This window comes from Streptomyces sp. NPDC056231, from assembly GCF_048270745.1.
Classification (GTDB): Bacteria; Actinomycetota; Actinomycetes; order Streptomycetales; family Streptomycetaceae; genus Streptomyces.
Genome location: NZ_JBLVKW010000138.1, coordinates 1 through 11,478, shown reverse-complemented (window position 1 = coordinate 11,478; position 11,478 = coordinate 1). Strand labels below are relative to the sequence as shown.

Sequence of the window (11,478 nt, the reverse complement as noted above, 5' to 3'; positions counted from 1 at the left end):
CAGCACGGCCGGACCCTCTTGGTCAGCGCGGATGCGGCCGTCCCACACGTTCCGGTGACGACAAGTACGTCATCACGTCACATACCGCCCTCTCAGAGCCAACCCCGACCATCTCGCCGGGGCCTGCGCTCAGCTCGCCTGTCTGGATCAGCCAGCCGTCGTCTCCCCCGCGCCGAGCCGGACCCTGATCCGCATCATCGACAGCGTCGACCCCGGCCACGACCGTCCAGCCCGGCTCCTGGAACGCCACTCGGAACACCGCCGGGTCCAGGCCCTGGCCGCCCTCGCCGCCAACCCGCACACCCCGCACGCCGCCGTCAGCGACGTCCTCCACGTGCTGCACCCCGCCGAGCCGGCATGGATTGCCGAGAAGGCCGGCGGCCCCGACCGGTTCCTGAACACGGCGGCGGCCATCCCGGCAGCCGAGGACGACGACGGTGTGCTGCGGCTGCTCAGCGACGACGAACTCGGCAAACACCCAGACCCCCCGGCCGTCCTGCAGTCCTGGCTCGACTCCCACGCCGCCGGCGAGATCCTCTCCCGCTCCGAGGTCTACCGGGCAGTCGTCAAGTCCCGCCATCACCCCCCGGAGCACCTGCGCCAGATCCCCGCCGACGAGATCCTCTCCCGCCACGAACCCGAGATCGCACTAAAAAGGCTGCTGTACCACTGCGGACGCAGCACCGACCGGTGCGCGGCACTCGCCGCCTCCATCCCTGATCTTCGCAGGGAATCCCGGCCTTCAGGCCGGGCGGGAATGCGATCCCGAACGCGGAGGCGCGGAGCGCCGGAGTTCTCTGCGTTGTCAGTGGCGCCAGCTATGTTGACCGCACTGACCGAAGGAGGGCGGGCCGGATGATTCGTGCGTACAAGTTCCTGATGCGGCCCACCGCCCGGCAGGCGGTCGCGCTCGGTGAGATGCTGCGCGATCACTGCTCGCTGTACAACGGGGCGTTGCAGGAACGCCGCGATGCCTACCGACACCCCTCGAAGACGAGCATCCGCTACGGGATGCAGTCGGCCCAGCTCAAGGAGATCCGGGCGTTCGATCCGGAGCGTCAGGGGCGTTGGTCGTTCTCCTCGCAGCAGGCCACGCTGCGCCGTCTGGACAAGGCCTTCGCCGCGTTCTTCCGCCGGATCAGAGCCGGCCGGACGCCGGGATATCCGCGTTTTCGTGGGGTGAACTGGTTCGACACGGTGGAGTTCCCGAAGGACGGGGACGGGGTCCGGTGGGACTCCACCCCGCACGACCGGGTGACCCGCGTCCGCTTCCAGGGCGTCGGGCATGTCAAGGTCAACCAGCACCGGCCCGTGGCCGGCAAGGTCAAGACCGTGTCGGTCAAGCGTGAGGGCCGCAAGTGGTTCGTCGTGCTGACCGCCGAACACGACCGGCCCGAGCCGCTCGAGGCAACGGGCAGCATGGTCGGCATCGACCTCGGCATCGCCAACTTCCTCGCCGACTCGGGCGGCCGGTTCGTGCCCAACCCGCGCCATGGCCGCCGGGCCGCCGCAGGGCTCCAGGCCGCGCAACTGGCCCTGTCCCGGTTCCCACGCTGCAAGGCGAAGAACCGCACCGCCAACCACCAACGTGCGGTGGAGAAGGTCGCTGCCCTGCATGGCAAGGTGCGGCGTCAACGGCTCGACCACGCACACAAGACCGCCCTCGACCTGGTCCGCGCGCACGATGTCATCGCGCACGAAGACCTCAAGATCCGCAACATGAGCAAGGCCCCCGCATCCAAGCCCGACCCCGAGCAGGCGGGCGCGTTCCTGCCCAACGGGGCCACGGCCAAGGCCGGGCTGAACCGTTCGATCAACGATGCCGGTTGGGGGGTGTTCCTCGCGATCTTGAACGCAAAGGCTGAGAGTGCCGGGCGGGAAGTGATGGCTGTGGATCCCCGCAACACCTCCCGGCGGTGTCCCGAATGTGGGCACACCGCGAAGGAGAACCGGCCCACACAGGAGAAGTTCCACTGCCGGGCCTGCGGCCACACCGCGCACGCCGACACAGTGGGAGCACTCAATATTCTCCGGGCCGGGCTGGTCCGTCGCAACGCCAACCAGGCATAGCGAGAAGCCCCGTCCCTTCAGGGCGGGGAGGAGTCACGACGGTGAACGAGACGGTCATCGCGCTGATCCGCCCGAAGCCCGACCTCGACCTGGTCGCGGGGGAGCCGACCAAAGCGATCGCCGCCGCGCAGGCCGCAGCCGGCCAGCAACATGCCAGACTCGCTCATCAGCTTCTGCCCGTCCGTCATGGTATAGACGTCGGCTATTCTGCGATCCGCTTCGGATATCCGGAGCCGAGATACCGCAGGCTCCTATATGCGGGCGTTGCCTCCGTACTGCAGTCATGTTGTGTCGCAGCGCGGGCTGTTCTCTGCAAGCGGATCGGGTTCGTGCGGCCAGGGGCCGCAGTATGAATGGGGTGGGAATTGTCCAGACACCGGCTGTCCAAAAAGGGCCGCTACATCGCGTGGGCGGCGACGGGAGTTGTCGTTGCCGCAGGTGCCGGAATCGCGGCACAGGCCTCCATGGCGGCCACGGCCTTGCCTGCGCAGAAGACCTTCACCGGTCGAGCGTTCGATACGTGCACAGCGCCCTCGCTCGCAGCGATGAAAGCGTGGAACACGAAGTTCTACGGCGCTGCCGCCGTCTACATCGGTGGCAAGAACCGCGGCTGCGCCCAGCCCAACCTGACCGCGTCATGGGTGAAGTCGGTCAACTCCATCGGCTGGAAGCTCATACCGCTCTACGTCGGTGCTCAGCCACCCTGTCAAAAGAGTGCGAACCCTGAAAGATTCACCGCGTCCACGGCTGCCTCCGTCGGCGCGAGCAACGCCAAGGACGCCGTGGCCAAGGCGTCAGCGCTCGGGATGAAAGCCGGCAGCCCGATCTACCTGGACATGGAACCGTACGACGTCACCAACAAGGCGTGTAACGACGCCGTCCTGACCTACGTACGCTCCTTCACTAAGACGCTGCGCAACGCAACCTACCGTGGCGGGTTCTACGGCTTCAGCAGCTCCAGCGCCAAGGCCATCGCCACCGCCACAAACAAGACAGACCTGCCAGGCAACCTCTGGTACGCGCTGTGGGACAAGAAGAACACGACCACCACGGACTGGCCGTGGAACCCCGCCCAGTACACCGACCACAGCCGCGGCCACCAGTACCTGGTCAACAGCAAGGAAACCCGAGGCGGTTACACCATCACGGTCGACCGCAACGCCTGGGACGCCCCTGTCGCCATCATCGGCTGAGAGATTCGAACCAAGCGAGGTCCCGGCTGGTCGGGGGAGGCCAGCCGGGACAGCACGGGAAAGGCAGCCGTTTTCTGGGGACTGTAAATCGTTCGGCTCTGTCCCACTCCCGGTGGTGACGGTCCGTGAGGCCATGGACACGAAGGTGCAGTGGTGGATGGCTGCGGAACCCACCCTGCGCTCGTGTGCCGTCTACCAGCTGAATTGTGGTGTTGATCCCCGGCCAGTTCTCGTCGTGCGGCAGACGGACCATACCGGGCCGACTTCACCTGATTCTTCCCAGGATGCCCCGGCCTTCAGACCGGGGAGGAATGGGTCCTTGGAGCGGAGCCGTGAAGCGGTGGTGTCAATCCCCTGGAAACGTAGAGGCCTTCCTTACGCGGCTCGGTCCTTCTGATGGTTCTCGGCGCGTGCTTCGCTGATGGTGCGTTCGAACTCGATTGGCGGTAGGCCGGCGGCCCCGCTGTGGCGGCGGCGCGGGTTGTAGAAGTCCGTGATCCAGGTGGCGATCTTCAGCCGGGCCTCGGCGCGGGTGGCGAACTGGTTGCGGTGGATGTACTCGACCTTGATCAGCGAGTTGAACGACTCGGCAGCGGCGTTGTCCAGGGCTGATCCCACGCGCCCCATGGACTGCACCACGCCTAGCCTGTCGCACAGGTTGTTGTACGCCTCGCTGGTGTACTCGCTTCCGCGATCGCTGCGGTATTTGGTGGCGGTCATCATGTGGCGGCGGTGCCGGAAGTGGGGTGAGATGCTGCTGAACGCGGCGAGGAACTGCTGAGCTCCGCCGACGGAGCGGAAGCCCTTCATCGTCCGTTCGCGCTGCCGGGTGGGCTGGTGCGAGTTCTCGGCCCGGTTGTTCAGGCCCTTGTGGGAACGGTGCTCGACCCAGGGCATCACCTCGCGGTGGACCCTGAAGAGGACGACGGGCAGGGCAGAGACCCCCCGACCGGTGACAGCGACGACGGCCGCCAGTACGTGACTCGGTAGCGCCGTCCACGCCGGAAACTAATCAACCCGCTTGATGGTGGGCCGACGGGAGCGTTCTCGTCGGCCCACCAGCTGTCTAGAGTTCCCCGTTACGCCAGCGCTGGAATTCGTCGTCGAGTTGGTGCTGGTCGGCTGGCGGCCACGCGCAACCGCTACCCAGGCAGTGACGAGGACGTGGAAGGTCTCGAGTTCGGACAGAGCCAGCGCCTCGTGGAGCACGAATAGTGCCAGGAGCCTGTCCGAGGCTGGCTCCCCGCGATCACAGACCGGACATAGCACCGCCTCCCGAATACTTCACTTTGACATGTGCATCAGCCAGCACTTTGCCGGCGGACGTGTCAGCTGACACCGGCTGCAGGTGCGGAGCTGGCCTCCCGGTGCCCGGGCGGCCCGAACAAACTGCCGAGCTCTTCCGGGCGCCGGTCTCACCCCGGTGATCCTCGACAGCCTGATGCGCGGTCGGCACGAGTGCACCGCGCGCTCTTCCCGGACGGGGTGCGCCCCGTTCTGCGTCCGTGCCCGACAAGGGAGTTACTCCCTTGTCGGGCTGGTGCGGACGATGCTGGTGAGGAAGCATAGGCGTGCGCGGTACGAGTGCCGTCCGCGCAACCGATGTGTGACACGAAGAGGGCCGATGACTGACGAGCAAGGCATCCGGACGCCGGTGGACGGAATCGAAACGGGCACGCCGCATTCGGCGCGGGTGTGGAATTACTGGCTGGGTGGCAAGGACAACTACGAGGTGGACCGTCGGCTCGGGGCTACGATGGAGGAGCTGTACCCGCAGATCATCGAGATAGCGCGCGCCTCGCGGGCATTCCAGGCGCGAGCGGTGCGCTTTCTGGCCGGTGAGGCCGGGGTGCGCCAGTTCCTGGATCTCGGCACAGGTCTGCCGACCGCGAACGCGACGCACGAGGTCGCCCAGGACGTCGAGCCGACAGCACGCATCGTGTATGTGGACAACGACCCGATCGTCCTGGCTCACGCGCGTGCCCTGCTGACCAGCCGGCCTGAAGGGGCGACGGACTATGTGCACGCGGACCTGACGGACGCGAAGACTGTGTTGCGCGAGGCCGCCCGGACGCTGGACCTCGACCGGCCGGTGGCCGTAATGGTGCTCTCGACGCTGGGACACGTTGCCGACTCGGGCGAGGCCGCGGCGCTGCTCCGCAGCTACTTGGACGCGCTGCCCGCGGGCAGCTACTTGATGCTGTGCGACACCATCGAGACTCCGGAGACGCAGGCCGGGTCCGACGAGTACGCCAGTGGCGGCGCCATGCCGTACATCTCGCGTCCCAGGGAGGTCATGGCGACCTTTGCGGACGGACTCGAACTGGTGGAGCCGGGCTTCGGCTCGATCAGCCTGTGGCGCCCCGAAGAGCCTGTCGTCGGCGAATCGGTCGACCAGTGGGGATTCGTGGCCGCCAAGCGGTAGCTGCCTCCGTTCCGCCGAGGCCGTGGGCGCAGCCAGCAAGGCCCCTGCCCCGTCGCCGCGGCGGCCTCCCGGACGTCCGCCTCCCCGTGCTGACGTTGCCCGGCAAGAAGGCCGACGCGGTACCGGCCGCCGCCCCGGTCCCGCCTGGGCGGTAGGTGCGCCACACGCCACACGCCGTACATCGGACCGGTGAACGGGCCCTTGGAGTACGAGTGCTGCTCCCCGGGCCACGGGCGTAAACCGGGGCTCGGTGCGCGAAACTTGCCGCCCGTCCGCGAGGGCACGGGCAGGGTCCTGGCGGTGACGGGGCGGCGGTCGCCTCGTCACCGCCCGACCGGTCGCGGTCAGCAGCCCCGGCGGTCAGCCCTGTCCCGCTCGGAAACACGATTCTGGGGCCTGACCTGGAAGTTCCCGGATCACGGGACTGGCCGGCACAGCATCTGCGACGATCCTTCGATGCCGCTATCCGTCGTCACCGCGCTGGTCCGGAATCTGATCACGGTGCCCGCTGCCGTACTGCGCAGCCGCGTAGCGAAGGATGCGGAGGTGATGGCGTTGCGGCACGAGAACGCGGTGCTGCGCCGCCAGATCGCCCGGGTTCGCTACGAGCCCGCCGACCGGATCTGGCTCGCCGTGCTCTCCCGGCTGGTCCCACGCGAGCGCTGGCGTCAGGCGTTCGCGGTCACCCCTACCACGCTGCTGGCCTGGCACCGGCGCTTCGTCTCCCGGAAGTGGACGCATCCTCAGCGCAGCCGCCCAGGACGGCCCTCCACCGCGCCCACCGTCAAGCAACTCATCCTGCGCCTGGCGAAGGAGAACCACGCCTGGGGCCACCGCCGGATCCAAGGCGAACTCGCCCGCCTCGGCTACTCGATCGCCCCGTCCACGGTCTGGGAGATCCTGCGCGCCGCCGGCATCGATCCCGCTCCGCAGCGCTCCGGTCCGCCCTGGCGTGAATTCCTCACCGCCCAGGCCCACGGCATCCTCGCTGCCGACTTCCTGCACCTCGACACCATCTCCCTCAAGCGCCTGTACGCCCTGGTCTTCATCGAGCACGACACCAGACGAATCCACCTCGCCGGTGTCACCGCGCACCCGACCGCCCAGTGGACCGTTCAACAGGCGAGGAACCTCGCCATGGCACTGGACCGCCGCATGGATTCCCCGCGCTTCCTTCTCCGCGACCGGGACAGCAGGTACACCAGCGCCTTCGACGCCGTCTTCGAGGCCGACGACGTGAAGGTCCTACTCAGTCCACCGCGGGCACCCAAAGCGAACGCGATCTGCGAGAGAGCCGTGGGCACCCTGCGCCGAGAGGTCCTCGACCATGTGCTGATCTACAACGAGGCCCATTCCGTAAAGGTGCTGACCGAGTACATCCAGCACTACAACCAGCACCCGCCGCACCAGTCCCGACGGCAACTATCCCCCGATAGCGCCGAACCACCCGCCCCGGCCACCGTCACCGATCTCCAGAACCACCGGATCCGACGAGAATCAATCCTCGGAGGATTGATCAACCAGTATCACCGCGCCGCCTGACCCAGCGACATCTCCACAGCTCACTGCACCGAATCGTATTTTCGGACGGGACAGGCTCGTGACCGTGCCCAGCTCGTCGTCATCGCCTACGAGTGCGGGCTGGTCAGTCCGGCGACCGAACCGAGTCGCGCGCTGGCGCCCGCATAAATCGCCAGCACGGTGTTCCGTGTTCCGCCCCGGCCGTAGGCCGGCGCGGTGGATACTGCGGCCGTGGTAGCCGTAAATCGCTGCGCGGGGACGACGCGCGGGGGGCCGTTCCTGGGAGATGGTGAGTCCATGAACGGAGGTTTCGCCATGATCGGAGCCCACTGCCTGACCACGGAGTACGGCGACGAGGCAGCCGTCGAGGAATGCCACAGGTTCTGTGAACTGCTGGCCGGATACGCGCTCAAGACTCTCGCACCCGATGAGGCGAGCGCGGTGGGGTCTCACCTGGCAACCTGCGACACATGCCGGGACGAGCATGACTGCCTCGCAGCCGTGGCGGCACATCTGTCCCTTCTCCGCGACGCCCTGGCCTGCGGCAGAGGCCAAAATCGGCGGATGTGCGAGGTCACCCGGGCCGAATGCAGCCACGCCTCGCCCCGTCGCCGCAGCCCGGACCGGGCGGCCCTGCCCATGCAGATCACACTGTCCCAATGGGTCAGCAAGACCACGACGTACTTCGGGTGAGCGGATCTCGTGGAAGCGACGACGTTGCGCCTGCCGAAAACTCATCCGCCCTGGTGGGAGCCAGTGTGCACGGTGTAGGCGCGGATCGAGCGGACTGTGGGTGGGCGCCCTCGCCGCCTCGGTGCGCACGTGACGGCATGGCGCTGTTTGAGCAGGTCGCGGTGCCATCGCAAGATCGTGTCGGGACGCACCAGCAGTAGGAGCCGGCGCAGCTTGTTCATCGGGAGACGATGGAGCAGGCCAGCGAGCAGCGCACGGTCGGTGTCGGTGAACGCGGGCTTGCCGACCTGGCGCTGCAGGACCAGCAGCTGGTGCCGCAGCGTGAGGATCTCGATGTCTTTGTCCCGCTCACTCATCGGCAGCAGCCGCAGGAGCGTGAACGTACTTGGTGACGGCGAGGTAGGCCAGGCGCAGCAGCACGACAGATCATGACGCCGCCGACGGCCATCCGGGTGAACAGCACGGCCGCGAGTCGCGCGCGAGCAGAAGGCCTGCCAGCGACGATCAAGCTCCTGACCTGGACGGATGATTTGTCGGCACCCGCAAGGTCTGGGGGAGGCCACCCACGGGACACGCGAGTTCTTCCAGCTCAAGCACCGCCTGCTGGAGTTCCTGGTGACAGAGCTTGGATTCTCGGCACTGGTCATGGAGGCCAGTGCGTCGGCCGGCCCAGCTGTCGACGCCTATGTCCGCCAAAGCGTCGGTGACGCCGCGCAGGTCCTTGCCGGGCTGGGGTTCTGGACATGGCGGACCCACGAAGTGCTCGCCATGATCGAGTGGATGCGCGACTACAACCGAGGGCGACGAGAAGACCAGAAGGTTCGTTTCATCGGCATCGACCCGCAGCAGTGCGGCAGCTCTCTGGCGGTGATCGATTCCTTCGCAGGACGGCACCGGACCGCGTGACAGGACTTCTCTCCACGCTCCGCGTGCTCGCCACGGCATATCCGGGATCGCAACCCGATCCTCAGCGGCGCCTGGTGCACGAGGCCGAGGAACTGCTGGAGTTCCTCCGCGGACGCGGCCCTGACGCAGCCGACGCGCTCCGCCATGCCCAAGTACTGGTGCAGGCCGCCGACCTCGTGACGCGCGCCAGGCAGCACACGGACCCGGAACAGACCGTCTATGCCGCACGTGACCGGTACATGGCCAACGCCGTGGGGGCAATCCTCGAAGACCCGTCCGCCAAGATCGCCCTCTGGGCGCACAACGGGCACATCACCAAGAGCCGTCACGGCGGCGCGGTACCAGCGCTGGGACAACACCTTCACTCACGGTACGGCGACGCCTACTACGCACTCGGCCTGCTGTTCGGCAGCGGTTCCTTCCGCGCCCGCCGGATATGGCCCGGCCCATGGTCTCGTCCCCGAGCCGGCGCCGTCGTCAGTAACCGGATCGGCCCTGCCCGAGCCGGCGCCGTAGAGGTCCAGCTGGCTACCGCCAATCCCGGCAACCACCTCCTGGACCTGCGCAGCGCAGCCGACGCGCCGACGGCCGTACAGGCGTGGCTCAACGGCCGGCACGGCATGCGAAGCTTCGGCGCCATGGTGCCGCGCTGGACCTACCGCTTCAATCTGAGTCCTTCCTCCTTGGGCGAGGAGTACGACGGGCTGGCCTACATCGCGGTCTCGTCCGGCTCCCGGCCTCTCCCAATCTCATAAACGACCCTCTTCCGGAGCAAGATCAAAACTGGTCGACGGAAGCGGCTCAGCTGGCCGTCGCCACACATCCTTGTCATGAGCGGCTCAGGATCAGGTACTTAGCCAGCACCACACACCCAACACCCGGGTGATGGAGAGGAGCGAAGCAAGGGAGCCGGGCGCGGAGCGGCTAGTGCCCGACTGCCCGTCGTCAAGGTTCTCGGCCCAGAACGAGCACCATCCCATTACAGACCGCCCCACACGACATAGCCGTCTAGGGGGCGTTGTCACGTTGTTGGGTGCGTGGGTGTCTGACGGTGTGTCGGGGCGTGGTGGTGCCGGGTGCCGGCCTGGGTTCAGACAGCGGTGGGCAGGCCAGTGGCACCGGTGATCTGATCCCAGATTGCGAAGCGGACGGTCATCTCGAGGCGGTGGTCGGGGGCGGTCATCAGGTGGCGGCAGGGCCGGAAGTGGAGTGATATGCCACTGAACGCGGACAGAAACCGCTGCGCTCCACCGACAGAACGAAAGCCTTTCATCGCCCGTTCGCGTTGCCTGGTGGGCTGGTGGCTGTTCTCGGCCCGGTTGTTCAGGCCCTTGTGCGAACGGTGCTCGACCGACGGCATCGCCTCGCGGTGGGCAGCGCCGTAGGAGCGGAGCTTGTCCGTGACGATCACCCGCGGCACCGCCCGGGTCTTCGTCATCAAACGGCGGAAGAAGCGCCTGGCCGCGGCCTTGTCCCGCCGGCTCTGGACGAGAATGTCCAGGACGTTGCCGTCCTGGTCCACAGCCCGCCACAGGTACTTCAGCTCGCCGTTGATCTTGATGAAGACCTCGTCCAGGTGCCACTTGTCGCCGGGCCGGGGACGCCTGCGGCGCAGCGCGTTGGCGTAGGCCTGCGCGAACTTCCGGCACCATCGCCGGACGGTCTCGTGGGAGACGATCACGCCGCGCTGGAGCATCAGCTCCTCGACCTCACGGAAGGACAGCGGAAATCGGAAGTACAGCCACACGCAGTACGAGATCACCTCGACCGGGTACCGGTGACCCTTGTACGACGGCGACATGCCCTCCACGGACGATCCCCTCCACCAGCAATCAACCCGAAGATCATCTCACCCTGCCAGCCAGCATGACAGCGCCCCCAGATGCGGTTGCAGTACTAGGCGGCAAGCCGGGAAACCAGGCCCTTGCCGCGCACATCACCGATGATCAGCCGCATTCCGAAGACGCGTCTACGGCCCCGGCGCGGCCCGCCCGCCGTGGCGAGGTGAAGACTGGCGACTGGCCGGTGTCGACCGGCTGCTGATCCTGCTCGACGTGGCCCTGCCAGAGCAGGACCTCCTGCCGCCGTTCCCAGCGGGCCGCCCGGTGGGACAGATTTACAGAGGGCTCCCCTTAACCCCTCTCACCTGCAGCTTCTCCATCGCTAAACACTCCTGGGGCACTCCTGGGGGAAGGTGCCCGGAGAACACCGCTTTAGGAGTTCCTTCCGGCGGCCCAAGGGCCGGGTACACGGCTCGCTAGCGTCCTGCGCAGCGTCCGGCATCGACTTTCCTGGTACGGCAGGGTGCACCCGTGTTGCCGTCAAAGACTGCAGTCAGACCAGCGGTCTCGATGTCCTCCGGCGACAGAGTTCTTCAGGTGGTCACGTCACCTGAATGGCTGCCGCGATTCCCGACCATTCCGATCACGTGCCCAAGGGTCGTGGCCCCGCTCCGATGCTGCCCGAGCGCGGTCCCATAGCGGGCGGCGGTCAACGGCGCATCCCGTCCGACGACACATGATGTGGCGTCAGTCTGCATTTGGCGAAGGGCTACTGAGTTCACGTCAGGCATTGATCTCAGAGGGCGGTACGTGAGCTGATGTCCGTTTCGGTGTTTCAGGCGGACTGGTCGCGGCTCGCTGGGTGGCTATGGTCGCGGCTGGGTGAACA

Annotated in this window: 14 protein-coding genes and 1 pseudogene; 9 read left to right on the top strand and 6 right to left on the bottom strand. The window is 67.1% G+C overall.

Translation table 11 applies throughout. The features are described 5' to 3' along the window. Positions 1-22: 22 nt before the first annotated feature. On the bottom strand, positions 23-334 hold the full coding sequence (locus ACNPQM_RS42360) for a hypothetical protein (protein WP_418088177.1): 312 nt from the start codon (positions 332-334) through the stop codon (positions 23-25). Here ACNPQM_RS42360 and ACNPQM_RS42355 point away from each other — a divergent pair, their 5' ends adjacent. Genes ACNPQM_RS42355 through ACNPQM_RS42340 form a run of 4 tightly spaced genes read left to right on the top strand, consistent with a single transcriptional unit; the run spans position 335 to position 3,263 of the window. Further along, the gene (locus tag ACNPQM_RS42355; protein ID WP_418088176.1) at positions 335-859 is read left to right on the top strand and encodes a hypothetical protein; all 525 of its coding nucleotides are present in this window, start codon (positions 335-337) and stop codon (positions 857-859) included. Next, complete coding sequence (locus tag ACNPQM_RS42350) at positions 856-2,070, top strand: RNA-guided endonuclease InsQ/TnpB family protein (RefSeq protein ID WP_418088175.1); 1,215 nt, start codon at positions 856-858, stop codon at positions 2,068-2,070. Before ACNPQM_RS42355 ends, ACNPQM_RS42350 begins: the two co-directional genes overlap by 4 nt. 41 nt (positions 2,071-2,111) lie before the next feature. Beyond that, positions 2,112-2,423: a hypothetical protein gene (locus ACNPQM_RS42345; protein WP_418088174.1), complete on the top strand. Its 312-nt coding sequence runs from the start codon at positions 2,112-2,114 to the stop codon at positions 2,421-2,423. A 12-nt stretch (positions 2,424-2,435) separates the two neighbouring features. Then, complete coding sequence (locus ACNPQM_RS42340; protein WP_418088173.1) at positions 2,436-3,263, top strand: glycoside hydrolase domain-containing protein; 828 nt, start codon at positions 2,436-2,438, stop codon at positions 3,261-3,263. A gap of 375 nt (positions 3,264-3,638) precedes the next feature. On the opposite strand, the gene ACNPQM_RS42335 is transcribed toward ACNPQM_RS42340, so the two are convergent. The 3 genes and pseudogenes from ACNPQM_RS42335 to ACNPQM_RS42325 all read right to left on the bottom strand — a co-directional run bounded on the left by ACNPQM_RS42335 (position 3,639) and on the right by ACNPQM_RS42325 (position 4,532). Next, a complete protein-coding gene (locus ACNPQM_RS42335) occupies positions 3,639-3,983 on the bottom strand; it encodes an integrase core domain-containing protein (RefSeq protein WP_418088179.1) in 345 nt (114 codons plus the stop codon). Continuing rightward, positions 3,957-4,169, bottom strand: a pseudogene (locus ACNPQM_RS42330) (DDE-type integrase/transposase/recombinase); the annotation flags it as partial. The gene ACNPQM_RS42335 and the pseudogene ACNPQM_RS42330, both read right to left, overlap by 27 nt. Positions 4,170-4,271: 102 nt before the next feature. Next, complete coding sequence (locus ACNPQM_RS42325; RefSeq protein WP_418088172.1) at positions 4,272-4,532, bottom strand: DUF6300 family protein; 261 nt, start codon at positions 4,530-4,532, stop codon at positions 4,272-4,274. A 355-nt stretch (positions 4,533-4,887) separates the two neighbouring features. Here ACNPQM_RS42325 and ACNPQM_RS42320 point away from each other — a divergent pair, with 355 nt between their 5' ends. The 3 genes from ACNPQM_RS42320 to ACNPQM_RS42310 all read left to right on the top strand — a co-directional run bounded on the left by ACNPQM_RS42320 (position 4,888) and on the right by ACNPQM_RS42310 (position 7,902). Next, positions 4,888-5,688, top strand: coding sequence for an SAM-dependent methyltransferase (locus ACNPQM_RS42320; RefSeq protein WP_418088171.1), 801 nt, complete (start codon positions 4,888-4,890; stop codon positions 5,686-5,688). Positions 5,689-6,144: 456 nt separating this feature from the next. After that, complete coding sequence (locus tag ACNPQM_RS42315) at positions 6,145-7,230, top strand: integrase core domain-containing protein (RefSeq protein WP_418088170.1); 1,086 nt, start codon at positions 6,145-6,147, stop codon at positions 7,228-7,230. 276 nt (positions 7,231-7,506) lie between these two features. Then, positions 7,507-7,902 (top strand): zf-HC2 domain-containing protein, encoded by a 396-nt coding sequence (locus tag ACNPQM_RS42310; protein ID WP_418088169.1) that lies wholly within the window; start codon positions 7,507-7,509, stop codon positions 7,900-7,902. A gap of 41 nt (positions 7,903-7,943) precedes the next feature. Here the strand turns inward: ACNPQM_RS42310 and ACNPQM_RS42305 are convergent, their stop codons facing one another. Further along, the gene (locus tag ACNPQM_RS42305) at positions 7,944-8,258 is read right to left on the bottom strand and encodes a hypothetical protein (protein ID WP_418088168.1); all 315 of its coding nucleotides are present in this window, start codon (positions 8,256-8,258) and stop codon (positions 7,944-7,946) included. Positions 8,259-8,517: 259 nt separating this feature from the next. Here ACNPQM_RS42305 and ACNPQM_RS42300 point away from each other — a divergent pair, with 259 nt between their 5' ends. Both ACNPQM_RS42300 and ACNPQM_RS42295 read left to right on the top strand, forming a co-directional pair. Beyond that, on the top strand, positions 8,518-8,808 hold the full coding sequence (locus ACNPQM_RS42300; RefSeq protein WP_418088167.1) for an erythromycin esterase family protein: 291 nt from the start codon (positions 8,518-8,520) through the stop codon (positions 8,806-8,808). After that, positions 8,805-9,563, top strand: coding sequence for an erythromycin esterase family protein (locus ACNPQM_RS42295; protein WP_418088166.1), 759 nt, complete (start codon positions 8,805-8,807; stop codon positions 9,561-9,563). The genes ACNPQM_RS42300 and ACNPQM_RS42295 overlap by 4 nt, the downstream gene beginning before the upstream one ends. A 335-nt stretch (positions 9,564-9,898) precedes the next feature. On the opposite strand, the gene ACNPQM_RS42290 is transcribed toward ACNPQM_RS42295, so the two are convergent. Then, entirely contained in the window at positions 9,899-10,609 is a 711-nt protein-coding gene (locus tag ACNPQM_RS42290; protein WP_418088178.1) for an IS6 family transposase, read from the bottom strand. Between the last annotated feature and the right edge of the window lie 869 nt (positions 10,610-11,478).

Excerpts from the sequence above, each read along its gene's own strand:
- ACNPQM_RS42350 (WP_418088175.1), top strand. The coding sequence starts at position 856 with ATGATTCGTGCGTACAAGTTCCTGATGCGGCCCACCGCCCGGCAGGCG.
- ACNPQM_RS42335 (WP_418088179.1), bottom strand. The coding sequence starts at position 3,983 with ATGACCGCCACCAAATACCGCAGCGATCGCGGAAGCGAGTACACCAGC.
- ACNPQM_RS42320 (WP_418088171.1), top strand. The coding sequence starts at position 4,888 with ATGACTGACGAGCAAGGCATCCGGACGCCGGTGGACGGAATCGAAACG.
- ACNPQM_RS42315 (WP_418088170.1), top strand. The coding sequence starts at position 6,145 with ATGCCGCTATCCGTCGTCACCGCGCTGGTCCGGAATCTGATCACGGTG.
- ACNPQM_RS42310 (WP_418088169.1), top strand. The coding sequence starts at position 7,507 with ATGAACGGAGGTTTCGCCATGATCGGAGCCCACTGCCTGACCACGGAG.
- ACNPQM_RS42305 (WP_418088168.1), bottom strand. The coding sequence starts at position 8,258 with ATGAGTGAGCGGGACAAAGACATCGAGATCCTCACGCTGCGGCACCAG.
- ACNPQM_RS42290 (WP_418088178.1), bottom strand. The coding sequence starts at position 10,609 with ATGTCGCCGTCGTACAAGGGTCACCGGTACCCGGTCGAGGTGATCTCG.